The organism is Nocardia aobensis NBRC 100429 (assembly GCF_000308375.1).
GTDB lineage: Bacteria > Actinomycetota > Actinomycetes > Mycobacteriales > Mycobacteriaceae > Nocardia > Nocardia aobensis.
Genome location: NZ_BAFQ01000198.1, coordinates 19,409 through 44,504 on the forward strand (window position 1 = coordinate 19,409; position 25,096 = coordinate 44,504).

The following is a 25,096-nucleotide window of genomic DNA, read 5'->3' on the forward strand; positions in this document are numbered from 1 at the left end:
TTTATGTCCTTCCCCGTGCGTTGAACATGCCTCGGTTGAGCCGGGTGACCAGATTCCGCGGGATCAGCCCGGCGACGGTGGTGAGCGCCTTGTACTGCACCCCGGGCACGCTGATCACCCGGTCCTTCTCCAGATCCTGCAGCGAACCGGACACCACCTGCTCGACGTCGAGCCACAGGGGTTTCGGTAGCGACGACATCTCGATTCCGGCGCGCTCGTGAAATTCCGTGTGCACGAATCCCGGGCACAGCGCCTGCACCCGGACCCCGGTCCCGGCCAGTCCGCCGGCCAGACCCTCGGTCAAGGATATGACGTAGGCCTTGGAGGCCGAATAGGTCGAGCCGCGGCCCGGTACCAGCCCGGCCACACTGGCGACGTTGACCACCGAACCCTTGGCGGCGGCGATCATCGGCGGCAGTGCGGCACGCGTCAATTGCAGCACCGCGGTGACATTGACATCCAGTTGGGCCTGCAATTCCCGCGGTTCCACGGTCCAGAACTCACCCGAGATACCGAAGCCGGCATTGTTGACCAGGAAGTCCACGCCCGCACCGAGCCGGTCGGCCACGGTCTCGCGGTCCTGCGACCGGGCCAGATCCGCGGCCAGGATCTCGCTGCGGGTATCGAAGCGGTGCTGCAATTCCGCGGCGAGGGCGGTCAGGCGTTGCTCGTCGCGCGCCACCAGCACCAGGTCGTAGCCGAGGGAGGCCAGCCGGGTGGCGTAGCCCTGGCCGATACCGGAGGTCGGTCCGGTCACCAGGGCGACCGGCCGGGTGGCGCCGGGGAGGCGGGCGGCCCCCGAGTCTGCGGGGCTATCGGTCATGGGTCGTCAACCACCTAGTGTCGGGCGGATAATCCCGGCGCCCGGACACCGGTTCGCGAACCGGACCGGTCACCGCGGTGCGGGGCCCTGATAGGGACGGAACCCCGGATGGAACGGTCCGCCCGGACGCTGCGGCAGCTCGTCCTCGGCGTGCGGTTCGTCGAAATCCTCTGCGGCCGAATCGGTTTCCTCGCCCTCGAGGAATTCCTCGGCGGGCGGCCAGTTGCGCCGGACCCGGTTGCGGGGATCCGGCACGACCGCGAGCGCCGGGCGGCGCGGCGGCTGCTGCTCGGCCTCGCCCGCGGGATCGCCGACCGGTGGGGCGATCACGCCGCCCTCGCGGTCCACCGCATCGGATGCCGGACGCTCGCCGGAGTCGCGCGTGTCGCCGGGCCGGGGAGCGGCCGGTGCGTCGGTGCCGCCACGCCGGGTGTCCGCGCGGTCGATGCCGTCCACGTCGTCGTCGAAGCGCTCGAACCGGTCACCGCGGCGATCGTCGTAGTCGTCGAAGTCGTCGCCGCGGGCCGGGACGATCGCCTCGTCGCGGTAGCCGTCGCCGTAACCCCGATCGGCTTCGCCCGGTTCGTCGGCGGCGTTCGGACGCGGACGACCGGGATCGTGCTGATCGGATTCCAGGCGGCCGCGGTCGCCACCGGCCACCGGCGGCAGCACATGCAGCAGACCCGAGAGCCGCAGCACGGAGTCGATCGCGGCTTCCCAATCCTTGGCCACGGTGCCGACCGGCAGCATGCCCAGCGTCCAGTTGCCCTCACTCCACAACTGCTGCACGGTCGACGGCAGCGTTTCGATGAAGTGGACCATCCGCTGGTCGACGGCGTGGCGAGCGACGTCCGGATTGGTCGCGAAGACCACGCGGTCGCCGATCGCGCCGAGCAGTTCGAGGTCGGCGTCCTTGGGCGGGGAGGCGGTTTTGAGACGCAGGTCGATATCGATGTCCGAGCCGATCTGGCGGCGCACGGCGACCAGCGTCGCGGCATCCTCCAGATCGAACAGAACGAACTTCTCGCCCTTGCGATTACCGGAAACCACATCGATCGCGGACAGATACCCCAGTTTGGCCATCGCGCCCCGCCGCCATGTCGATGCCAGCGAAGGTTCGACCGAAACGTAGGTGTATCCCTGGGATTTGGCCCAGACCTGCCGTACGTGTCCGGTCCGCTGCCGCTGCACGCGATCGAAATACAGCAATACGATCGCACCCACCAGTGCGATCGCCGCGAGGCCGAACCAGATTGCTGCTGTCATCGCCCCAGAGTCTAGTGGGTACACACTCGATTGCTCGCCCCGCACAAGCTGTGTTATCGGCGCCGCGTCGAACAGTGGCGTACTTCTACGAGCCGTTCGCCTTGGTTGGGTGTCGGACCGCCTCGATTTCGGAGCGACGGAGCGAGGGAGCGCAGCGACTGAGCAGAGGAGTGAAATCGAGGCATAGGGGGCCGAGACCCCGCCGGAGCGAAGCGGAGGCAAATCAACGCGGCAGTTGGGTGCTGATGATGATCTTCGCCTTGATGGACCCGTCGGGGTTCTTGTCCCCCTGCACGACCACCATGTCGCCCTGTTTCAGATCGGACACCTTCCCGGTGCCCATCGAGATGACCTGGGTATCCGCATCGGTGTGCACGGTGACCGAGTTGCCCAGCAGCGACTGCAGCATGATGGTCGTCCCGTCGTTGCTGTTCACGGTGCCCATGGTCGCGCCGAGACCGTCGATATCGCCGAGGCCCGGGAGCTGCGGGAGGCTGGGTTTCGCGCCGCCGGACGGGTTGGGCGGCACCACGGGGACGCGCGTCGGCGCGGGCCGGCCGGTGGCGGCCGCATCGGAGGACGAGGAGTCGTTGCCGGCGAGGAGCAGTCCGGCGGCGATCCCGCCCAGGACCACCAGGACGAAGACGGCCGCGGTCAGCGCGATCCACAGGCCGGTGCGGCTGCGGCGCGGCGGTTCGACGGGCAGCCCGGTCGGCCCGACCGCTCCCTGCGGGGCGGTGGTGCCGGGACCGCCGGAACCGTAAGGGGGGTATTCACCGGGTTCGCTGTACCCGGATTCGTACGCGCCCCATTGGCCGTCGTAGGGCGGAAGTTCGCGGGTCGCGTTCGGGCCGGGTGATTGTTCGAAGTACTGGCCCTGATATTCCGGGTGGGACGGGAATTCGTAGGGCGCGGTGCGTTCGTAGGGCCCGGGATGACCGTAGGGGCGAGTGCTCTCGTACGGCTCGGGGCTCTGACCGTACGCTTCCGAGTATTCCGTCGTGTGTGACGCGCCGTCGTCCGGATGCCGGCCCGATGCGCCGAGCTTCTCGGTCGGCGTATCGGGTGAATCCGGACGCTGCGCCCACGGGTCGCTCGGATTCGTCATGCAAACCAGGGTAGGTGCAGATCGGCGTTGCTTCAGCGAAGTGCGCCAACCGGTGGATGGGGGCGGGTGGAATCGGGGGGATACGCCGAGAGCGCGGTGTGCGATCCACTCACACACCGCGCCCCGGCATCGAGCCCCCGAATCGAGCCCAGCATCGAGCCCGGTCGTCACCGTCCGACGATCAGCCCGTCGCCGTCGGGTGCGACGTTGACCTTCACCAGATCGCCGTCGGTGACCTCACCGGCCAGCAATTCCTTGGCCAACGAATCGCCGATGGCCTGCTGGATCAGCCGGCGCAGCGGCCGGGCACCGTAGACCGGGTCGTAACCGCGCACGGCCAGCCAGAACCGCGCCGAATCGCTCACGTCCAGCTTCAGCCGCCGCTGCGCGAGCCGCTTCTGCAGCTGCGCCAGCTGGATGTCGACGATGTTCTCGAGCTGTTCCTCGTCGAGCGCGGAGAACATCACGACGTCGTCGAGGCGGTTGAGGAATTCCGGCTTGAACGCCGAGCGCACGGCGTTCATGACGAACTCCTTCTCGCCACCGGCGCCCAGGTTGGAGGTGAGGATGAGGATGGTGTTGCGGAAGTCCACCGTGCGGCCCTGACCGTCGGTGAGCCGCCCCTCGTCCAATACCTGCAGCAGGATGTCGAAGACGTCGGGGTGCGCCTTTTCGATCTCGTCGAACAGCACCACCGTGTACGGCCGTCGCCGGACCGCCTCGGTGAGCTGGCCGCCCTGGTCGTAGCCGACGTATCCGGGCGGGGCGCCGACGAGGCGAGCCACCGAGTGCTTCTCGGAGTATTCGCTCATATCGATGCGGGTCATCGCCCGTTCGTCGTCGAACAGGAAGTCGGCCAGCGCCTTGGCCAGCTCGGTTTTACCGACACCGGTCGGTCCGATGAACATGAACGAACCCGTCGGCCGGTTCGGGTCGGCGACCCCGGCCCGGGCGCGGCGCACCGCATCGGAGACGGCGGTGACGGCCTCGGCCTGTCCGACGACCCGATGTCCGAGTTCCTCCTCCATCCGCAGCAGCTTCTGGGTTTCGCCCTCGAGCATGCGGCCGACCGGGATGCCGGTCCACGAGGAGACCACTTCGGCGATGTCGTCCGGTCCGACCTCCTCCTTGAGCATCACCTCGTCCTCGAGGCTGCCGCTGCCCGCCGTGCCGGCCTTCTTCTCGGCTTCGGCGAGCTGCTTCTCGAGCTGCGGGATGCGGCCGTAGCGCAGTTCGGCGGCCTTGCCCAGATCGCCGTCGCGTTCGGCGCGCTCGGATTCACCGCGCAGCGCCTCCAGCTGCTCCTTGATCGTGCGGACCGAGTCGATGGCCTGCTTCTCGTTCTGCCAGCGCGCCATCAGCTGGTTCAGCTTCTCGCGGTCGTCGGCCAGCTCCTGGCGCAACTTGTCGAGTCGCTGCTTGGACGCCTCGTCGGTCTCCTTGGCGAGGGCGACCTCCTCGATCTCGAGGCGGCGCACCGCCCGTTCGACCTCGTCGATCTCGACGGGCCGCGAGTCGATCTCCATGCGCAGCCGGGAGGCGGACTCGTCGACCAGGTCGATGGCCTTGTCGGGCAGGAAGCGCGAGGTGATGTAGCGATCGCTGAGGGTCGCGGCGGCCACCAGCGCGGAGTCGGTGATCCGCACACCGTGGTGCACCTCGTAGCGTTCCTTGAGTCCGCGCAGGATGCCGATGGTGTCCTCCACCGACGGCTCGCCGACCAGCACCTGCTGGAACCGCCGCTCCAGGGCGGCGTCCTTCTCGATGTGCTGACGATATTCGTCGAGCGTGGTCGCACCGACCAGGCGCAGTTCACCGCGCGCCAGCATGGGCTTGATCATGTTGCCGGCGTCCATGGCCGATTCGCCGGTCGCGCCGGCGCCGACGATGGTGTGCAGTTCGTCGATGAACGTAATGATCTGTCCGGCACTGGATTTGATCTCCTCCAGCACCGCCTTGAGCCGTTCTTCGAACTCACCGCGATACTTCGCGCCGGCCACCATCGCGCCGAGGTCGAGCGAGACCAGTGTCTTCCCGCGCAGCGACTCCGGGACGTCACCGGCGATGATGCGCTGGGCCAGTCCCTCGACGATGGCGGTCTTACCGACACCGGGTTCGCCGATGAGCACCGGGTTGTTCTTGGTGCGCCGGCTCAGCACCTGCACCACGCGCCGGATCTCGGTGTCGCGGCCGATGACCGGATCGAGTTTGCCTTCGCGGGCGGCGGCGGTCAGATCGGTGGAGTACTTCTCCAGCGCCTGATAGGTGCCCTCGGGGTCCGCACTGGTCACGCGGGTGTTGCCGCGGACCGCGGTGAACGCCTCGCGCAGCGCGTCGGCGGTGGCGCCGTACTTCAGCAGCAGCTGCGCGACGTCGGAATCGCCCTCGGCCAGCCCCACCACGACGTGCTCGGTGGAGACGTACTCGTCACCGAGTTCGGTGGCGAGGCGCTGACCCGCGGTGAGCGCGGCGAGCGCCTCCCGGCCGAGCTGCGGCTGGGTGGTGGCGCCGGTCGCGCGGGGCAGCCGGTCGACGATGTCCTGCGCCTCGCGCCGCACCGCTGCCGGGTCGACGGCGACAGCCTTCAGCAGGGGGGCGGCGATGCCGTCGGTTTGATCCAGCAGCGCCACCAGCAAGTGAGCCGGACGAATCTCCGGATTTCCGGCGGCCGAGGCCGCCTGCAGGGCCGCCGTCAGGGCAGCCTGAGTCTTGGTGGTGGGGTTGAACGAGTCCACGATCACCTTCCTACGGTCGTCTCGCGTGGTTGTCGGTCAGGTCCGCGCGGGCCGCACGAACTCTTCTGGACAGTTCAACGCGGTAGGAGTTGAGTCTGTTCCGCTCAAGTTTGACATATTCTCCGAACCTGTGGCCAATCGTTTCACCCTCGGCGGATCTGGGTAAAGTGATCCGCTCATCACCGTACGACCACGGTTTTTTCGGGGATACTGGTCCGCGGAGGCCGACGACGCGGCAGCGGTGGTCGGACACATTGACGGAAAGGAAGCTCGACGTCGTGGATGCGCGTTCGGCAGCGCTGGTCCGCGCCAACTTCCGATCGATCGTCGAGGCGCCGCAAGGGCCCGAACGACTGATCGGCGCGTTTTACAGGCATCTGTTCGCGGAGGCTCCCGGTCTGCGCGACTTGTTCCCGCACACGATGGATATGCAGCCCAAGCGGGTGTGCACCGCCATCCAGTTCGTGCTGGATCATCTGGAGAACTGGGATCGCGCCCAGGGGTTCCTGGAACAGTTGGCTCTCGACCACCGCAAATACGGTGTCGAGGCGGCACATTACGATGCCGCCGGACGCGCGTTGCTCGCCGCCTTCGTCACCTACAACGGCCCCCTCTGGACACACGAGCTGGAGGACGGCTGGCGCGATATCGCGATCCTCATCTCGGCCTCGATGGCCATCGGCGCCAATTCCGACACCTCGCGACCGTATTGGGAAGCGACGGTGGTCGGCCATCGGCGCGTACTCGACGACCTGGCGATCGTGCGCCTGCAGTCCGACGAGCCGATCCCCTATCAGGCCGGCCAGTACGTGCCGGTGTCGATCCCGCAGCGGCCGAAGATGTGGCGGTATCTGTCCCCGGCCATTCCCACGAACCCGTACGGCGAGATCGAATTCCACGTCCGCAAGATCCGCACCGGGTGGGTCAGTCCCGCGATCGTCGGCGAAACCGAGGTCGGCGACACCTGGTTGATCGCCGGGCCGCTGGGCGGTCTGCACATCGACACCGACTCACAGCGCGATGTGCTGATGATCGGCTCCGGCACCGGAATCGCGCCGCTGCGTGCCCAATTGATCGAGATGGGCCGGCGCGGCGTCAACCCGCGCGTGCACTTCTTCATCGGCGGCCGCTATCCGTGCGATCTCTACGACGTGGAGAACATGTGGCAGCTGTCGCTGAGCAATCCGTGGCTGACGGTGGTGCCGGTCTGCGAGAGCGATACGAATCCGTGGTGGCATCCGCATCCGCCCGCCGATCCGCCCTACGGCATGCATCGGCGGCTGATCGGGAATTTGGGCGCGGTCGTGGCCAGCTTCGGCTCATGGTCGGATCGGCAGATCCAGATCGCCGGATCGGCGCGGATGATCGCCGACACCAGGCGGGCGCTGCTGGCGGTCGGCACCCCCGAACACATCATCGCCGCCGATCCGGTGTGAGCGGCAATCGGTAGGCAACCGGGCGTCCACGGCGTACCTTGGTGGGCGGGCCCGCACGCACGGGACCGGGCCCGGCACAAGACTTTTCGGACGCGGCGGATATCCCGCGGAGCACAGGAGGAACGGTGACGTTGGGGCCGGATGAGACCGGGGAGATTCGGCTGGACGCGCCGACGGAATGGTCGTCGACCGTCGTCGGACATCATCGGCTGCGCCACGATCTCGCGGTGGTCCGGTTGATCGGCGAATTCGTCCCGTTCGAACCGGGTCAGTCGGTCGAGGTCCAGATTCCGCAGCATCCGGGTATGCGACGCCGGCTGTCGCCCGCACTGCCGCCCTCCCTGGACGGCAAACTGGAATTCCACGTCCGCACCGTCCCGGGCGGATGGTGCAGTGGATCGATCGTCACCGAAACGGCCCCCGGCGACGAGTGGCGGATCAGTGCCCCGGCAGGGTGGCTGAGCGTCGACCCCGGCACCACCGACCTCGTGATGATCGCCGGCGGAACGGGTTTGGCGCCGATGCGCTCACTGCTGCTGGATCTGTCCCGTCGCCCGCAGCCGCCGCGCACCCATCTGTTCATCGGCGGGCGTAGCCCGCGCGACCTCTACGCCTCCGACATGCTCTACCTGCTCGCCGGCGAGATGCCCTGGCTGACGGTGATCCCGGTGGTCGAGAGGGCCGAGGATCCGAACTGGGTCGACCAGTGGTACGAGAGCTGCCGCGTGGATGTCGGATTCGATGTCGACGAGATGCTCGAGGGCACGCTGGCCGATGTGGTGGGCGATATGGGCCCGCTGCTGCACCACCAGGTCCTGGTGTGCGGCTCGCCCGGAATGACCCAGGCCACGCTGGAAGTGCTGGTCAATACGGGAACGCCGGCGGAGGCGATTCGCTTCGACGGGCTCTGATCCGCTCCGGGACCCGCTCGGCGGGCGTCTAGAGCAGCGGATCGTGGCGGATGTTCTCGGTGGGCGTGCCCGCCGCCATCAACCGGAATTTGGTGGTCTGCACCGTACTCGGTGATCCGACGATCTGGACATCGCAGTCCGACCAATCGCCGCCGCGAGCCACCACGGCTCCGATCTGGCCCGTTTCACGCGGCGCTATGCCCGGAAGATCGGATTCGACACGCTCGGGGTGATAGTACCACCAGGGGTTGTCGTCGCTTTCGGTGACCGGAACGACGGTGAGCCACTTGTTCGCGACGGCCAGTTCGCTCAGCGTCGGCAGATCGTAGAGATCGCACGGATGGTGGCCGCCGACGAACAGGTGGACCTTCGGATTGGATCTACGTCGGGACATCGCCAGCAATTGCGCACGCAGCGGCGCGATTCCGGTGCCGCAGCCCACCATCAGCATCTTCCGGCGCGTGTTGCGCGGCACCCCGAGCCCACCCAGCGGCGCCCCGAGCAGCCACTGGTCACCGATCGTGGTGTGGCCGACCATCGCCGGACTCACCCATCCGCCGCTGACGCTGCGAATATGGAATTCGATCTCGCCCTGGGGATTCGCCGGAATCGCCGGGGACAGGTACCGCCACATCCGCGGGCGGGCCGGGATCTGCACGCTCACATATTGTCCGGCCGCATAGGACATGGGCTGGTCGAGCCGCAGCCGGACGACGACCAGATTGCACAGCACCTCGCGATGTTCGACGACGGTTCCGGTCCAGACCGGCGGTGTCGTCTCCAGTTCGGCGGCGCCGATCATCGTCTCCGTGATCAGCCCGAGGCCGGCATCCCAGGCCTGCTCCACCTCGTCGGTCCACAATTCGGTTCCGGCGTGGGCTCGCAAGGCGCTTTTGAGCGAATTGCCCACGGCGGCATAATGTTCGGCTACGACGCCGTATTTGCGGTGGTCGCGACCGAGCTGGGCCAGGAAGGGTAGCAGCTGCTCGGGCTCCTCCAGCCGGTCCACGGCATACCCGATGGCCTTGACCAGCCGGTCGCGCTGCACCTCCAGGGCCGCGGGGAAGAAGTCCCGGAGCTGCGGATATTCGGTGAAGAGCAGGGCGTAGAAGGAGCGGGCGAGTTGTTCGGGGCCGCCGTCCTCCGCGGCCACCGCCTTGAACGTCGTTCTGATCAACGCGACGGTCCGCGAATCCATCTGTCCACAACCCCATTTCGCACGTCGAACACGGGCCGGTCCGGTGAGCGCGGTGCCGCCGGACACGCGGCGCAGCCGATGGAGACCGAGTGTAGGCGAGGTTTGCCAGGTGCGGGACGCACTGATGGAACAACAGGGAGGTAATTCGGCGGAACCAAGGTCCGCGGGTGTGTAGGCCCCTGGAAACCGACCCAAAGACCGTGACACGCTAAGTATTTCGGCGTGTTCGGGAGTAGTCGTGCATGGCTCGATACGCGATTTTCAGATTTGCCGGTCGCATGCTGGGCAACCATCCGGCATCCGCAGACGCGAACAGCGCCCCCGATCGGGGGCGCTGTCGCACAGTGTGTTCGGTCGCGGAACTGCGCCGCGCCGAACCCGCTTTACCGCCGTTTGTTGCGCGGCTGCCACACCACCAGTGCGGTACTACGTTGCGGTGGAGCCAGATCGGGCCGGTGCCCGGCGCGCAGGCGGTCGACCTCGGCGGTCAATTCACCCACCCGCTGCTGCAGCGCCTCGACCTGATTGGTGAGTTCGATGATCCGCTTGATCCCGGCCAGGTTGACGCCCTCGTCCTGCGACAGGCGCTGCACCTCGCGGAGCAGTTCCACATCCCGTGACGAATAACGCCGGCCGCCGCCGGAAGTGCGTTGCGGCGTAACCAATCCCAGCCTGTCGTAGGTCCGCAACGTCTGTGCGTGCATTCCCGCCAGCTGAGCCGCCACCGAGATCATGAAGTACTCGGTGCCGGTTGCCCGATTCTTCGGATCACCGTTCATTACGCACCTGCCCAACCTGCGCGCGGGTCGAACCCGCCGGCCTTCTCCGCCTCCGCGTAACGCCGTAGCGCCTCGGAGGCTTCGTCGTCCAGCTTCTGCGGTACCGCGACCTTCACCGTGACCAGCAGGTCACCGGCGCCGCCGCCGCGCTTGGGCACACCGCGCCCACGCACCCGCAGCGTCCGGCCGTCGGCGGTGCCGGGTGGCACCTTCACTCCGACTCTGCCTTCCAGTGTAGGCACGGAAACCGTTGTACCCAACACCAATTCGCTGTAGCTGACCGGCAGCACCAGGGTCAGGTCGTCGCCGTTGCGGCCGAAGACCTTGTCCTGGCTGACGTGCACGGTGACGTACAGGTCACCCGCCGGCGCGCCGCGCAGACCCGCCTCGCCCTGACCGGCCAGCCGGATCCGCTGCCCGTCGCGCACCCCGGGCGGGATGCGCACCGTGATGGTGCGGGTCCGGTTCTGGATACCGGTGCCGTGACAGTCGGTGCAGGGATCGTCGATGATCGAGCCCGTTCCACGGCAGTCGTCACAGGGTTCGCTGAACCCGAACGCGCCCTGGTTGCGGCTGATCACGCCGGTTCCGTTGCAGTGCGGGCACACTCGCGGGCTGGTGCCCGGCTTGGCGCCGCTGCCGTGACAGGTCGTACACGGCGACGGACTGGTCATCCGCAGCGGAACGGTCACGCCCTGGGCCGCTTCACGGAACCCGAGAGTCGTCTCGGTCTCCACATCGCTGCCCCGTCGCGGGCGCGACGTGGTCCGTGTGCCACCGCGGTTGAACAGGCCGCCGAGGATATCCCCCAGACCGCCGTCACCCGCGCCGGCGGCCGCACCGCCGAAGATGTCACCCAGGTTGAATTCGTTGGAGAAGCCACCACCGCCGGTGTAGCCGCCACCCGGTGCGTAGCCGCCGCGGCCGAAACCGCCGCTGGCGAACAACCGCCGGGCCTCGTCGTACTCCTTGCGCTTCTCCGGATCGGCCAGCACGGCGTGCGCCTCGCTGACCGCCTTGAAGCGCTCCTCGGCCTTGGTATCTCCCGGATTCTTGTCCGGATGCAGATCCCGGGCCAGTTTCCGGTAGGCCTTCTTGATCTCGTCCTGGGTCGCGCCGGAGGAAATACCCAGCTCTTTGTAGAAGTCCTTTTCCAGCCACTCCCGATTCACCGGGCATCTCCTCCTTCCGTCACGTTGCGCGACTGTGTGTTACTCGGCACCGTCGGCATCTCGGCCGGCATTCGCAGTGTCCGACGAGTCGGACAGATCCGCTACCCCATCGGTGACTCCGACCAGCGCATGGCGCAGGACGCGGTCGCCGAAGCGGTAACCCTTACGCATGACCACCCCGATCACCGGGTTGTGTCCCTCACCCTCGTGCTGCACGGCCTCGTGCAGGGTCGGGTCGAAAGGTTCACCCTCGGCACCGAACTCCTCGAGGCCCTGCTTCTGCAGCGCGTCGGCGAGCTTGTCCGCGACCGACTTCAGCGGTCCGGACTCGAGATCGCCGTGAGCACGGGCACGATCCAGATCGTCGAGCACACCGAGCAATTCGGTGACCACCGCGGCCTTGGCCGAATCGATGGCGGCCTTGCGGTCGCGATCGACGCGGCGGCGATAGTTCGCGTACTCCGCGGTCAGCCGCTGCAGATCGGCAGTGCGCTCCGACAATTCGGCGCTGATGCTGTCGGCGAGGGCGTCACCCTCGGCGGCGGGGGCCGCGGCGGAATTCGCCGCGGCCTCGCTCACATCACCCTGCGGAGCGGACGGTTTCCCGTCCTGGTCGATCTTCCGGTTGTCGACGATGGTGACCGGCTCCTCTTTCGGGCCGTGGTTATCGAGCGGCCCGCCGCTGTGTTCCGTCACTTCTTCTCCGGCTCTTCCACGACCTCTGCGTCGACCACGGTGTCGTCACCGGCGGACGCGTTGCCCGCACCGTCGGCGGCGGCGCCACCCTCGGCGGCCGAAGCCTCGTAGATCGCCTGGCCCAGGGCCTGCGATTCGGTGGCCAGCTTCTCCACCGCGGACTTCACCGCGGCGATGTCGCTGCCCTGCAGGGCCTGCTTGGCCTCGGCGATGGCCGCTTCGACCTTCTCCTTGGTCTCGGCCGGCACCTTGTCGGAGTTGTCCGCGATGAACTTCTCGGTCTGGTGGACCAGCGACTCCGCCTGGTTGCGGGTCTCCGCCTCCTCGCGACGCGACTTGTCCTCGGCCGCGTGCGCTTCGGCGTCCTTGATCATCCGGTCGATCTCCTCCTTGGACAGGCCGGAGCCGTCCTGGATCTTGATCGTGTTCTCCTTACCGGTGCCCTTGTCCTTCGCGGTGACGTGGACGATGCCGTTGGCGTCGATGTCGAAGGTGACCTCGATCTGGGGCACGCCGCGCGGGGCCGGCGGGATGCCGGTCAGCTCGAAGGAGCCGAGCAGCTTGTTGTGCGAGGCGATTTCGCGCTCACCCTGGAAGACCTGGATCTGCACGGACGGCTGGTTGTCGTCGGCCGTGGTGAAGGTCTCCGACCGCTTGGTCGGGATGGTGGTGTTGCGCTCGATGAGCTTGGTCATCACGCCACCCTTGGTCTCGATACCCAGCGACAGCGGGGTGACATCGAGCAGCAGGACGTCCTTGACCTCCCCCTTGAGCACACCGGCCTGCAGGGCGGCGCCGACGGCGACGACCTCGTCCGGGTTCACGCCCTTGTTGGGCTCCTTGCCGCCGGTCAGTTCCTTGACCAGCTCGGAGACCGCGGGCATACGGGTGGAGCCACCGACGAGCACGACGTGGTCGATGTCCTTGACCGAGATACCGGCGTCCTTGATCACCGACTGGAACGGCGCGCGGGTGCGATCCAGCAGATCGGAGGTGATCTTCTGGAACTCGGCGCGAGTCAGCTGCTCGTCGAGGAACAGCGGGTTCTTCTCCGCGTCCACGGTGATGTAGGGCAGGTTGATCGAGGTGCTCTGCGAGGAGCTCAGCTCAATCTTCGCCTTCTCGGCGGCCTCACGCAGACGCTGCAGGGCCATCTTGTCCTTGGTCAGGTCGATGCCCGAGCTGGCCTTGAACTTGTCGACCAGCCAGGTGACGATCCGGTTGTCCCAGTCGTCGCCACCGAGGTGGTTGTCACCGGAGGTGGCACGAACCTCGACGACGCCCTCGCCGATTTCCAGCAGCGAGACGTCGAAGGTGCCGCCACCGAGGTCGAAGACCAGGATGGTCTGCTCTTTGTCGCCCTTGTCCAGGCCGTACGCCAGGGCGGCGGCGGTCGGCTCGTTGACGATGCGCAGGACGTTCAGACCCGCGATCTGGCCGGCCTCCTTGGTGGCCTGGCGCTGCGCGTCCTCGAAGTAGGCGGGCACGGTGATCACCGCGTCGGTGATCTCCTCGCCCAGGTAGGACTCGGCGTCGCGCTTGAGCTTCATGAGGGTACGGGCGCTGATCTCCTGCGCCGTGTACTTCTTGTCGTCGATCTCCACCGTCCAGTCCTCGCCCATGTGGCGCTTGACGGACTTGATGGTGCGATCGACGTTGGTCACCGCCTGGTTCTTGGCCGGCTGCCCGACGAGAACCTCTCCGTTCTTGGCGAACGCGACGACCGACGGGGTGGTGCGCGAACCTTCCGAGTTGGCGACGACGACCGGCTCACCGCCTTCGAGAACAGCGATGACCGAGTTCGTGGTCCCGAGGTCGATACCGACCGCACGAGCCATAGTGGTTCCTCCTAGGTGATGTAACTGTGTGTGGTGCAGGGGGCGACCCTGCGCGCGGCACTTGTTCGTGCCGGTCGGACCTCGCCCCTGACACCGCACGGAGCACGGTCCTCAGCAACACTGAGCGTGGTCGGCTCAATCCTGCCCCCCGATCCCGTCGGAGTCAACCAGAAACTTGAGCCAATTGCACTCAACCTTGCGTCGAACAGCTCAACGAGCGGGGCGGACGGTTCATTCCCGCCGGGGGCGAAAAATTTTCCCGCCCCGGCGGCGAACACCCGGCCGGATACCGCGATACGCGGATGACCAGGCGTTTCGATCTCTTGCGAGCTCAGCCGGCGGCCGCGAGCACCTGATCGGCGAGATCCTTGTCGAGGCTCACCCGGACCAGGGCGGCGGCCAGCTCCGCGTCGTGGCCGGAACGGCCCAGGCGATCGAGCCGCTGCGGATCGGTCGACAGATGCAGGAGATCGGCGCCCTTACGGGCCCGGTCGTCGAAATGCGGGCGCACCCAGGTCCACACGTCCTGCACCTCACGCAGGAAGATCTCGGCGCCCGTCGGCCCGATCCCCTTGAACTGCTGCAGCAGTTCGGCCAGCCGATCCGGGTCGCGATCCGCTTCGTCGGCCAGTTTCCGCAGATCGCCGTGATAGCGGTCGAGCAGGATCGTGGCATTCTCACCGAGCCGGGTGGCGGTCGATTCGTCGTAGCGGCGGTAGTGGCCGCGTCCCAGCGCGTCGACGAGGTCCTGCCACTCGGCCTCGGCGACGCGCTGCGGGGTGCGGTAACCGCTCGATCTCAGTTCGCGCGCGGCGGCGACGGCGATATCGGCGGTGATCCGGGCGCTCATCAGTTGAGCCAGCACCAGGAGCTGGAACAGCGGAGCCGGTTTGTCGGCGAGGGAGATTCCCGCCTCGGCCGCATAGGTGGTCCCCGCTCGGTCGAGCAGTTCCCTGGCGATCCGATCCTCGTTCCCGCTCATCTGCGAACCCCACTTTCGTCGACCCGGCGATTCACTTCCCGGCTAACCCGAGACGCGCAGGTGAAACCCGCCGGGGAGGACGGGGCCGGCGTTCACTGCCTCACAGCTGGAGACATCACTGCCTCACGGCTGGGACTTGAAGATCACCAGGGGTTCGCCGGACGGCGCGACCACCAGGTGGCCGCTGCGAGCGCCTTCGGTGAAGATCGTGACCGTCGGCGGGTGGTCGGGTGCGGAGCTGTCGCGCCCGATGATCAGATGGCTGACCTTCGTCTGCGGAGACCCGACGGTTCGCGGAGCGCCGGCCAGCAGTGCCGCCAACTTCGGCACATCGATCGTGCCGAGGTCGATCGGCGCGAGTTTCGGATCGCGGCTGCTGGTCGTCCAGGTGTCGAATTCGCCCTTGTAGGAGGCTCTTTCGGTGGTCGACGGATCCCCCGGGCGGGGCCGCTCGATCGAGGCGTGCTCCGGCATCAACGTCACGTCGTCGGCAAGCAGATCGCCGTAGTGCTGACGGTAATCGGAGAGGAACACTTCGATGCCGGCGGCGGTCGTCATATCCGGCGGCGTGCGATCGGCGAGCGGACCGTTGTCACTGCTCACCCAGCCGCAGAACATTCCGATCAGTGCCGCGGCCGCCACGGCCCCACCGGCCACCATCCAACGCCTGGACCGTCGTCGCCGGGCCGGGCGCACGACGGGAGCGTCGACCAGATTGGCCGGAATCTGCAGATCGCCGATCACCTTCTCCACATCGGCGAAGGTGCGGGCGCTCATCGCCGCGGCGGTGCGCCGCTGGTGATCGCCATCGGAGAGCTGGCCGTCGTCGCGGGCGGCGTCCAGCAGTGCGCAGGCGTCGACGCGATCCGAATCACGCACGCGTAAAGCACTGTTCGCGGCGCCGGAGGACGCGCCGGTACGGCGGGATGTGTCGAAAGTTCCCATCGGCGGCACCTATGTGTGGAATGGATAGACGCGAATCGGATCGCCCGCGGGCGTGGCCTCCAGGTACGCGTTCTCGTTGAACGAATTGCCGACGTAGATGCTGATCGTCGGCACCTTGCTGATGGTGTCGATGCCCATGCCGATATGACTCACCGCGCCGCCGGGGACCTTCAGCAGCGGTACCGCCCGCGCGATCAGGTCACTCAACGCGGACGTGTTCACCGCGGCGAGGTCGAAGATCGGCTTGTCGGCCGAACGGGTGGTGATGGCGGTCGACTGCATGAAACCACCCCGATAGGAGTAGTCGGCCACTCGATTCGGCTGGCCCGCCGACGTGCGGTCGACCGAAGCATGATCCGGGAAGAGCGACAGATCATCGACGGTGTTGTCGCCGAATTTCGCGCGATAATCGGCGCGGAACTTCTCGAAGCCGGCCACCGTGGTGAGGTCGGGCGTCTCGATCACCATGGGCCGCACCACCTGTGGCGCCGCGGCCACCACCGGTTCAGGCGTGGGGGCGACCCGATGCGTCAGCAGATATCCACCCACCGCCGCAGCCGTCACGGCCACCGCCACCGCGCCCGCGAACCACGCCGTCCGGCTCCGCATCCCCGCCCGCGGATCGATCGGCGCCTCGGCGGGGCGTTGCAGATCCGCGGTCAATTCGGCCAGATCGCCGAGGGTTTCGGCGGCCGCGGTCAGATCGGTGAGGGTCTGATGTTCTTCCGCCGAGAGCTGGCCGTCGGCCAGGGCGGTGTCGAGGGCGCGGCAGGTTTCGGCCCGATCGGCGTCGCGGGCACGGATGTGGGCCGGATAGCGGCCTGCCCGCCGGGGCGGACCCGGCGGCTGCTTCCATTGCGCACCGCCTGCGGGCGGTTGCAGGTCGTCGACCAGATTCCGCAGTTCGCCGACGGTCTTGGCGGTGGCCGCGCGGTCGGATCGGTCGTGATATTCGTCGGCGCCCAGTTGGCCCTCGTCGAAGGCGGCATCGAGCAGGGTGCGCGCTTGAACCCTGTCCATATCGCGGGCCCGCATACTGCCGGGTGCGGGCATACCCGGCATTCCGGACCCAGAAGAGCTCACCCCTGGATGGTAGCGACTCGGCATCAGCAGCTCGGCGTGTCGCAGCGCGACAGGGGCGACCCCCGACCTCCGGGGTCTTTCCGGTCGCTGGGGCGTTCCTCCGCAATCCCGCTGAATCGGCACATCCCGCGCGGTACCGTGCGGATATGAAGGCCGTGGTGTGTTCGGAAGGCAAGCTGGACGTCGCGGAAATCCCGGCGCCGAAACCCGGGCCCGGACAGCTGGTGATCGCGGTGTCGCGATGCGGGATCTGCGGATCCGATCTGCACGCCCGCCTGCACTGTGACGAATTGGCCGAGCTCGCGGCCGTCACCGGTTATCCGAACTTCATGCGCTCCCATCAGCGTGTGGTGCTCGGGCACGAATTCGTCGGGGAGATTGTCGAATACGGCCCCGGCTGCCGCAAACGCTGGCAGCCGGGCACCCGTGTGGTGGCATTGCCGATCGTGCGCAACGGGCGCACCCCCGAACTGACCGGGCTGTCGGAGCAGGCGCCCGGCGGCTACGCCGAACAGGTCGTGGTGCAGGAATCCATGACGTTTCCGGTACCCAACGGCCTGGCCACCGACCATGCGGCACTGACCGAGCCGATGGCCGTCGCCTGGCATGCGGTGCGTAAGGGGCGCGTCGGTCGCAACCAGCCGGCGTTCGTGGTCGGCTGCGGGCCGATCGGCCTCGCGGTCATCAGTATGCTGCGCGCCGCCGGCGTGAAAAATATTGTCGCCAGCGACTTCTCACCCCGCCGCCGCGAACTGGCGCGCCGGTGCGGCGCGAATGTGGTGGTGGATCCGAATCTGGAATCGCCGTGGACGGCCAACCCCGCGAAGGGCCGCATCTCCGGTGTCACCGATATCCTCAATCTCGGTTTCGACACCATGACGCGACTGCGCAGCATCCCGAAACTGCCCTGGTGGTACCTGTTCCGCCTCGCGCACAGCCTGGACGCGGCGCCGGGCGGGCCGGTGGTGTTCGAATGTGTGGGCGTACCGGGCATCATCGACCAATTGCTCACCGACGCACCGCCTTTGACCCGCATCGTGGTCGTCGGGGTCTGTATGGAGACCGACCGGTTCCGGCCCGCGATGGCGATCAACAAGGAGATCGAACTGCGCTTCGCCTTCGGCTACGACCCGGGCGAATTCCGCGACACCCTGCACATGATCGCCGACGGTAAGGTCGACCCGGCCCCGCTGATCACCGGAACGGTGGGATTGGCGGGTGTCGACAATGCCTTCACCGCTCTGGGCAGCCCCGAACAGCACGCGAAAATCCTTGTGGACCCGTCGAGTTCACTGATCGACGTGTGATCGTTCAGCGGTCGAGCAAGGGGAAGCGTCCGGAGTCCAGCAGGGTCGCGATCGCATCCAGCCGGGCCGGGGGCAGCGCGTAATCCGGATGGGCCCGCAGGATCGACGCGGCGTCGTGCAGGCCGGCCATCTGCGCTTCGGCATCGGCAGCGCTGCGACCACCGGGCGTCACCGGGTGACCGGCGAGGCCGGGCCTGCCGGGCCGCACCCGGCCCTGATCGACGGCGGTCCGCACGCGGCGCGAACATCGGCACGGCGCTGCCGGATTCGCCACTCCGCAGGTGGAGTCGAGGAAGTTGCCGAGCCGAGTGCGCGCCCGTTCCAATCGTTTTCGATAGGCAGCCGCGCCGATGCCGAGAATCCACGCGGCCTCGGCCGAGGACAGTTCGAAGACATCGGCGAGGACGAACGCGACCCGTTCGTCACGAGCGAGACATTGCAGCATCGCCTGGCTGCAGACGAGCCGGACCTCCCGGGTGAGCACCGTCGCCTCGGGGCCCCGGTACTCCTGTTCGGCCAGTCCCTCCAGCAGATTGGCCCCGAAGCCGTCCAGATCCAGAAGTGCCGATTCCTGCGGGCTGCGGCGGCGCTGATTCAGCAGATAGTTGACCCCGATGCGATAGGCCCAGGTCGTCAGCTTCGCCTCGCCGCGCCAGCTCGCGAGATTGCCGACGGCGCGCAGCAGGATCTCCTGCACCGCGTCCTCGGCGTCGGACGGATTGCCGGTCATCCGTAATGCCAAGCGGTACAGCGGATCCTGCAGCAGTCGCACCACCTCGGTGACGGCGCTGCGGTCACCGGCCACGGCGCGATCGACCAGGGCGGTCTCGGCCACCCGCTCGTCGGCGTCGTCAACGCTCATCGACCTATCGTGCGGTGCCGCGGACGGCACCGCAACGGCGCAGGTCATTGCCGCGTTGTCCGGACCTCGGTTCGGGGTGCCGTGAGCCGCGAGCCGCGCAGCCAGGTCGCGACGGCCGCTCCGATCGCGTCGGGACGGTCCTCGGGTGCGTGGTGTCCGGCCGCACCGATTCCGACGACCTCGACCGCGGCGAAGGTCTGCCGCGCCCATTCCACCGCGTCCGACGATCCGAGGCCGACGCCGGCATCCACAGCCATCACCAGCTTGGGGATATCCGGTGTGGAGGCCATCCAGCGGCCGTAGTTCTCCACGACGGCGGCGACGTCGGCGGGCTCCCCGTCGAACGGAATCTCCCTCGGCCACACCAACATCGGCCGCCGCGACTCCGGCGTCGGATAGGGCGCGCGATACACGTCGAGGTCGGCCGGAGTCAGGCTGCGGGCGCCGAACGGGAGATTGAACTCGATGAACATGTTGTCGCGCAGGATCATCTGTTCGCCCTCCGGTGAGCGGAACCGCCGGAACAGCTCCGCGCCCTGTTCGGGCATCTCGGACCAGCGCAGCGGGCGCAGGAACGTCTCGAGCACCGCGACGCCGCGCACCCGGTCGGCATGCCGCGCGGCCCAGTCCATCCCCAGCGCACCACCCCAGTCGTGCCCCACCAGCACGACCTCCTCCAGTTCCAGGGCATCGAACCAGGCGTCGAGGTAGCGGGCGTGATCGGCGAACCGGTAGGCGATATCGGGCTTGCCCGACTCACCCATCCCGATCAGATCCGGCGCCAGCACCCGGGTCAGCGGGTCGACGTGCGGAATCACGTTGCGCCACAGATAGGACGAGGTCGGGTTGCCGTGCAGGAAGACCACCGGAACCGGTCCGGTGCCGCTCTCGCGGTAGTTGACGAAGGAATCGAGAGTCACGACGGTCGGCATGATGTGTCCTCGGATCGGTGCCCGGCCGGCTATGCGGCCCTTACATCCGGTTTCGACACCGGCCGGACGAGGTTGTGACAGACATCCACTGTGATGCGGGACACATCGCAGTGCCGAGGGATCAGCGGGCGCGCGGCGGACGCACCCGGCTCATCGGCGTGGTTTCCGGTTCCCGCAACTGGTCGACGATTCCCTCCGCACTCCGCGCCGCGATCAGACATGCCTCGGTGGTGAATCGGTCGGCCAGCGGATGGCGCGCCCGGCCACGCCACTTCCGCACCGCCGCCACAGCGTGTGCCCGCACTTCACCGCCCGGAGCGTCCGGCGGCAGCCCCAGGCGCAGGTGCGGTGCCACCCCGGATCCGCCGATCAATCGGTACAACTCGGTGACATCGTCCGCGGGCAGCGGCAATTCGTCGGTGCGCAACCGCCCGAGCAGACGCAGCTCGGCGAATCCGTGCACATCCGCCAACAGGCTGTTGATATGCGGCAGCAGGTCGTCGGCGCGCGTGCCCGGATGGGCGGCCACGATGCGCGCCACCGCCGTCAACGCCGAATGCGCCTTCAGCTGGTCGGCTCGCTGGGCGAACTGCACATCCAGCACCGTGCGCAGTTCCTCCACACCGCTGCGCTCGGCGAGTTCCCGTGCCAGCGTGGCGGAATCGCGCACACCCAAGCGGATCAGCGTCACCGCCATGCGGATGCCGAACAGGCCGAACCGGGCCGCGAGGTGCGCCCGCAGATCCGCCGGCACGGGCAGCGGCAACTCCGGATGGGCGAATCGGTCCGCGGACAGCAGCGCGATGCTCAGATCGTCCACCGAGATCCGCGCCAGCGCCTCGAAGGCGTCGAATTCGCGCTGCCGCAGCGTCGCGCCGGCGAAGGCGAGCAGACCGGCGACCGGAATGACCGCCTGGCACAACCCGGTTCGCTCCAGTTCGGTGGCGAACCTGGCCGAGACCTCGCGCGCCGAATGCAGGGCATCGATGCGGCCGGCGCCGATCTCGTCGGCCCGGGAGACCACCCCGATCACGCCGAGCGGACCCGAAACACCCTGCCGGGCAGCACCTCCGGAGCCGATGCGCTCCAGGAATCCGATATCGGAGGCGTCCAGCCGGCGCAGCAGATAGACGACCGCATCGGCCTCGGGCACGGTCACCGCCGCATCCTCGTCGGGCGTCAGCAGGCGCGAGGTGCGCAGCGACACCTCCCGCGACAACGACGAGGTCCCCGGGGTGTCGATGATGGTGGTGCGGGCCAGGGTGGCGGCCGGCCACTGCACATCCAGATGGTCGACCTCGTGCTCGCCGGCGGCGTTCCAGCGCAGCGCCGACAGATCGAAACTCAACCCGTGCGCCCCGGGCAGACCGTCGGCGCCGGGGGTGCGCCGCACCACCACATCGGCGCTCGCGCCGTCGGTGGCCAGGGCGCTCACCCGCGGCGCCGGGCCGTGGCGGTACCAGGTCACCATCCGGGTGCATTCGGTGGCATCGGTCGGCGCGATGTCCTGTCCGACGAGCGCATTCAGCAATGTCGATTTACCCGCCTTGAGCTGCCCGGCCAGCGCGACCCGCAGCGGTTGGTCGAGACGGCGCGCACAGTCACCGAGCATCGCGGCGGGGCGCGAACGCGGCGCGTAGGCCTGGCGGGCGGCCGAAACCAACCGGCGCGCCTCCCCCACGATGCCCGGCGTCTGGTCGCTGACCTGGTAACTCACGCGTCGACCGTACCCGAGCAGTCTGGGAATCCCGGTGCCGTGGGTTACGACTGCGCCCCGCGCGCATGACGTCCGGACGCACCCGCAGGCGGCAGCATCACATCGGCATGACGTCGCAGTTCGGCTACCACGCGCAATTGCCGCTCGAGTTCCGCGCACCGCTCGGCGCGCTGAGCGTTGGCCACGCCGGCGGCGTCCTGCGCGGCCTGCAGCGAATCGTTGATCGAGCGCAGGCTCCGGTCGGCGATTCCGGTGAAATGATCGCGCAGAATGCGATGAATGCGATGCAGCCGGTCGCGCGACTCCTTACCCGCCTCGAAACTCACATCGTCGAGGTAGCGGCGCACCGCCATCTTCGCCTCGCTGCGCTTGCGGGCCAGCCGCTCCCGCTTGTCGTCACGAAACGCCTTGCCGCCCAACAGCACACCCGCGCCCAGTGAGACCGGATTGATCAGGGCCAGGCCGGCGACCGTACTGGCCAGGCCGATCATCACCATGCCGCCGTAGGAACCACGCATACCGACGAGCAGTTTGTGGCCGATGCCGAGATCCGGCTCGAGATCGGCCAGCGTCACCCCCGCCACGCGCGATTCCTCCAGCTCCGAACCCGACCGCACCGCGGGCAGATCCACCGCGCCGAACTCCAGGAAGTGCTCGGCGACCCGCTCGGCCAAGTGGATGGCGCGATGATGCGTCCACAGCAGATTGTCGCCGATGGCGGTGTCGGTCGTCTGCATCAGCCACTGCTCCAGTTGATCCCACAGCCTCCCGGGGTCGTTCTCGTCGACCCACTCCTCGGCGGTTCTGCCGATGGCGCGCAACCGATCTCGCAGATCGTGATCGATATCGCCGGCCAGATCGGTGATGCCGTCGCCCAGCGTCTGCTGCCAGGCGGCGGTCCGGCGATGCAGCTCCTCGGCCTGCGCCTTGGCGGTGCGCAGTTCGCGGATGGCCGCCGCACCGCGTTCGGGGTCGCGCAGAGCGACCAGCTCGCTGCTCAGGGCCAGCGCGAGATGCTCTGCGGCAGAGGAGATATCGAGCGCCACCGCGCGCTGCGCGGCCGCCTGATCCCGGGCGACCACCTGTTCCCGCAGGAAGTCGAACAGCACACCGAAACCGGATTCCCGGCCCAGCTGCTGGTCCTGCAGCCGCATGGCGTGACTGCGCAGCAGCGCCGATACCGGAATGATCGGCAGGGCCAGGCGATTACGTTCCAGATGCGCCTGATCGGCCTGCATGACCTGGCGCCAATGCGGATACAGGTCGATCTTGCTGAGTATCAGGGCAACGGCCGGGCACAATTCGCGCACCTGCCGCAGGAAGTCGACCTCCGGTTCGGTCAGTTCGGTGGAGGCGTCCGAGAGCACCAGCACCGCGTCGGCGGCCGGGGCCAGGGCGAGAACCGCCGCGGCCGTGGCTGTCGCGTGACCGCCGACCGGCGGGGTGTCGATGACGACGATCCCGTCGGCCAGCAGCGGATTCGGCAGCTCGATCTCCACCCGCGCCACCCGGCCGTGCGGAGACCGCGGCGTGACGGTGTGAATATCGCCGAGCGGCACCGATATCCGCCGATTGTCCCGCTCGTCACCGGACGGCGTGGTGATGACGATCTCGGCCCGGGCCTGCGGGCCGTGAGCGAGCACGATCGGCACCCCGGTGGTCGCATCGTCACCGACCGGGCTGATGTCGAGATTCAGCAGCGCGTTGACGAACTGACTCTTGCCCTGGTTGCCCAGCCCCACCACCACGATGCGGCGGCGGGGGTCGCGGATCCGGCCGGCCAGCACCTCCAGCCGGCCGACCAGATCGTCGCGATCGGCGGTGCGCGCGGCGGTGATGGTTTCGGCGAGAATCCGCGACAGCGGTGAGGCAGGCGCCTCCGGGGCGGTGTTCGCCGCGACCACACTGCTCATTTTCGTTGCACCCCAACCTGTTTCGTTACCGAATTCAGTACTTCGCCGCTACCCTCAGTGCAGCAGTCCGCCGGTGATGTCACCGGAGGCGTGCGTATCGGTGACGGTCGAGGCATGGCCGGACGCGTCGCCGAACAGGCTCGAGTCGGTGTGACCGCCGGTGTCGAGCCCGCCGGACAGCGAGCCGTTACCGCCCGCCGCCAGCGTGCTGTCGATGCCGCTGTGCGCAGTTCCGCCGAGGGCGCTGTCCACGCCGCCGCCGATACCCGAGGCGCCGACGCCGGAGATATCGGTCCCGACGCCGCTGCCGAACGCGTGCGACACATCGACACCGGACCAGGTGCCCGCGGCCGTACCCGAGAGCGCCGACGAAGCATCCGTACCGGCGTGCAGTCCCGAGTCGACCGAGCCCGCCAGACCCGAACTCGCATCGGCACCCGCGTGCAATCCCGAATCCGCCGCGCCCGACAGCGAGCTCGACAGACCGCCCGCACCGTGCAGACCGGACTCCGCCGTACCGGACAACGACGTGCCCAGATCACCGGCACTGTGCACACCCGACGCCGCGGTCCCGGACAACGACGTACCCAGGTCACCGGCACTGTGGACGGCTCCGGCGCCGGCACCGGACAAAGACGCGCCGAGATCGCCCGCACTGTGGACAGCCCCCGCACCCGCGCCGGACAACGACGTCCCCAGGTCGCCCGCACCGTGCACGGCCGATGCGCCGGCTCCGGAGAGCGAGGTCGCCAAGTCGCCGGCCGTGTGCGCTCCCGCATCGGCCGATCCGGACAGCGAGGTTCCCAAGCCGGTCGCGCCGTTCAGACCGGACGTCGCCGCACCCGACAGCGAGGACGACAGATCCCCGGCCGCATGAGCACCCGAAGCCGCGGCCCCGGACAGATCTGCGCCGCTGTGCACCGCGCCGCCGAGACCACCCGACAACCCGGTCTCCAGCCCGGTAGCGCCCTGCGCCCCCGAGGCCACCGCCCCACCGAGCCCGGCTCCGATGCTGGTAGCACCCCCGAGCCCCGCGGCAGCGTTCGCCGCGCCCCCCAGCGCACCGCCGAGCCCGGCACCGGCGTTCGCCGCACCGTTCAAGGCACCGCCCAGCCCGGCACCAGCGTTCGCAGCACCACCCAAGGCACCTCCGAGCCCGGCACCGGCATTCGCCGCACCGTTGACGGCACCGCCCAGTCCGGCACCGGCATTCGCCGCACCGTTGACGGCACCGCCCAGTCCGGCACCGGCGTTCGCGGCACCGTTGACGGCACCGCCGAGGCCGGCACCGGCATTCGCCGCACCGTTCAAGGCACCGCCGAGACCTGCACCAGCGTTCGCGGCACCGTTCAGGGCACCACCGAGACCTGCACCGGCATTCGCCGCACCACCC

The 25,096-nt window shown here is 68.2% G+C and carries 19 protein-coding genes and 1 pseudogene; 3 read left to right on the forward strand and 17 right to left on the reverse strand.

Annotation, left to right across the window (positions count from 1 at the left end; all coding sequences use genetic code 11):
* Position 1 precedes the first annotated feature (1 nt).
* From RJ03_RS25610 to clpB, 4 genes are all read right to left on the reverse strand, one after another.
* The gene (locus RJ03_RS25610; RefSeq protein ID WP_051025243.1) at positions 2 to 823 is read right to left on the reverse strand and encodes an SDR family NAD(P)-dependent oxidoreductase; all 822 of its coding nucleotides are present in this window, start codon (positions 821 to 823) and stop codon (positions 2 to 4) included.
* A 69-nt stretch (positions 824 to 892) separates the two neighbouring features.
* Positions 893 to 2,089 carry a TtfA family protein gene (locus tag RJ03_RS25615; RefSeq protein WP_083871326.1) on the reverse strand — a complete coding sequence of 399 codons (1,197 nt, stop codon included), beginning with the start codon at positions 2,087 to 2,089 and terminating at the stop codon, positions 893 to 895.
* Positions 2,090 to 2,312: 223 nt separating this feature from the next.
* A complete protein-coding gene (locus tag RJ03_RS25620) occupies positions 2,313 to 3,197 on the reverse strand; it encodes a DUF5666 domain-containing protein (RefSeq protein ID WP_036506530.1) in 885 nt (294 codons plus the stop codon).
* 167 nt (positions 3,198 to 3,364) lie between these two features.
* A complete protein-coding gene (gene clpB / locus RJ03_RS25625) occupies positions 3,365 to 5,932 on the reverse strand; it encodes an ATP-dependent chaperone ClpB (RefSeq protein WP_036506575.1) in 2,568 nt (855 codons plus the stop codon).
* 278 nt (positions 5,933 to 6,210) lie between these two features.
* Between clpB and RJ03_RS25630 the strand changes: the two genes are divergently transcribed.
* Positions 6,211 to 7,368 (forward strand): FAD-binding oxidoreductase, encoded by a 1,158-nt coding sequence (locus tag RJ03_RS25630; protein ID WP_036506533.1) that lies wholly within the window; start codon positions 6,211 to 6,213, stop codon positions 7,366 to 7,368.
* A gap of 125 nt (positions 7,369 to 7,493) precedes the next feature.
* The gene (locus RJ03_RS25635; RefSeq protein ID WP_083871327.1) at positions 7,494 to 8,279 is read left to right on the forward strand and encodes an FAD-binding oxidoreductase; all 786 of its coding nucleotides are present in this window, start codon (positions 7,494 to 7,496) and stop codon (positions 8,277 to 8,279) included.
* 28 nt (positions 8,280 to 8,307) lie between these two features.
* Here RJ03_RS25635 and RJ03_RS25640 read toward each other — a convergent pair whose 3' ends face one another.
* From RJ03_RS25640 to RJ03_RS25675, 8 genes are all read right to left on the reverse strand, one after another.
* Complete coding sequence (locus tag RJ03_RS25640) at positions 8,308 to 9,477, reverse strand: globin domain-containing protein (protein WP_036506535.1); 1,170 nt, start codon at positions 9,475 to 9,477, stop codon at positions 8,308 to 8,310.
* Between the two features lie 383 nt (positions 9,478 to 9,860).
* The gene (locus RJ03_RS25645) at positions 9,861 to 10,256 is read right to left on the reverse strand and encodes a heat shock protein transcriptional repressor HspR (protein ID WP_036506537.1); all 396 of its coding nucleotides are present in this window, start codon (positions 10,254 to 10,256) and stop codon (positions 9,861 to 9,863) included.
* On the reverse strand, positions 10,256 to 11,428 hold the full coding sequence (gene dnaJ / locus RJ03_RS25650) for a molecular chaperone DnaJ (RefSeq protein ID WP_036506540.1): 1,173 nt from the start codon (positions 11,426 to 11,428) through the stop codon (positions 10,256 to 10,258). The genes RJ03_RS25645 and dnaJ overlap by 1 nt, the downstream gene beginning before the upstream one ends.
* Positions 11,429 to 11,467: 39 nt before the next feature.
* The gene (grpE, locus tag RJ03_RS25655; protein ID WP_036506542.1) at positions 11,468 to 12,124 is read right to left on the reverse strand and encodes a nucleotide exchange factor GrpE; all 657 of its coding nucleotides are present in this window, start codon (positions 12,122 to 12,124) and stop codon (positions 11,468 to 11,470) included.
* Entirely contained in the window at positions 12,121 to 13,962 is a 1,842-nt protein-coding gene (gene dnaK, locus RJ03_RS25660) for a molecular chaperone DnaK (protein ID WP_036506545.1), read from the reverse strand. The genes grpE and dnaK overlap by 4 nt, the downstream gene beginning before the upstream one ends.
* 331 nt (positions 13,963 to 14,293) lie before the next feature.
* Positions 14,294 to 14,944 carry an HhH-GDP family DNA glycosylase gene (locus RJ03_RS25665; RefSeq protein ID WP_036506546.1) on the reverse strand — a complete coding sequence of 217 codons (651 nt, stop codon included), beginning with the start codon at positions 14,942 to 14,944 and terminating at the stop codon, positions 14,294 to 14,296.
* 123 nt (positions 14,945 to 15,067) lie between these two features.
* Positions 15,068 to 15,889, reverse strand: a complete 822-nt coding sequence (locus tag RJ03_RS25670) for a DUF1707 SHOCT-like domain-containing protein (protein WP_063820444.1) — start codon at positions 15,887 to 15,889, stop codon at positions 15,068 to 15,070.
* Positions 15,890 to 15,898: 9 nt separating this feature from the next.
* A complete protein-coding gene (locus tag RJ03_RS25675) occupies positions 15,899 to 16,972 on the reverse strand; it encodes a DUF1707 SHOCT-like domain-containing protein (protein ID WP_167332007.1) in 1,074 nt (357 codons plus the stop codon).
* Positions 16,973 to 17,118: 146 nt separating this feature from the next.
* On the opposite strand from RJ03_RS25675, the gene RJ03_RS25680 reads away from it, so the two are divergent.
* Complete coding sequence (locus RJ03_RS25680; protein WP_036506549.1) at positions 17,119 to 18,279, forward strand: zinc-binding dehydrogenase; 1,161 nt, start codon at positions 17,119 to 17,121, stop codon at positions 18,277 to 18,279.
* Positions 18,280 to 18,283: 4 nt separating this feature from the next.
* On the opposite strand, the gene RJ03_RS25685 is transcribed toward RJ03_RS25680, so the two are convergent.
* The 5 genes and pseudogenes from RJ03_RS25685 to RJ03_RS25705 all read right to left on the reverse strand — a co-directional run.
* Positions 18,284 to 19,141, reverse strand: coding sequence for an RNA polymerase sigma factor (locus tag RJ03_RS25685; protein ID WP_036506584.1), 858 nt, complete (start codon positions 19,139 to 19,141; stop codon positions 18,284 to 18,286).
* Positions 19,142 to 19,185: 44 nt separating this feature from the next.
* Positions 19,186 to 20,073: a haloalkane dehalogenase gene (locus RJ03_RS25690; RefSeq protein WP_036506552.1), complete on the reverse strand. Its 888-nt coding sequence runs from the start codon at positions 20,071 to 20,073 to the stop codon at positions 19,186 to 19,188.
* 121 nt (positions 20,074 to 20,194) lie between these two features.
* Positions 20,195 to 21,790, reverse strand: a complete 1,596-nt coding sequence (locus RJ03_RS25695; protein ID WP_232329647.1) for a dynamin family protein — start codon at positions 21,788 to 21,790, stop codon at positions 20,195 to 20,197.
* A gap of 44 nt (positions 21,791 to 21,834) precedes the next feature.
* The gene (locus tag RJ03_RS25700; RefSeq protein WP_036506554.1) at positions 21,835 to 23,703 is read right to left on the reverse strand and encodes a dynamin family protein; all 1,869 of its coding nucleotides are present in this window, start codon (positions 23,701 to 23,703) and stop codon (positions 21,835 to 21,837) included.
* Positions 23,704 to 23,757: 54 nt separating this feature from the next.
* Positions 23,758 to 25,096, reverse strand: a pseudogene (locus RJ03_RS25705) (hypothetical protein); the annotation flags it as partial.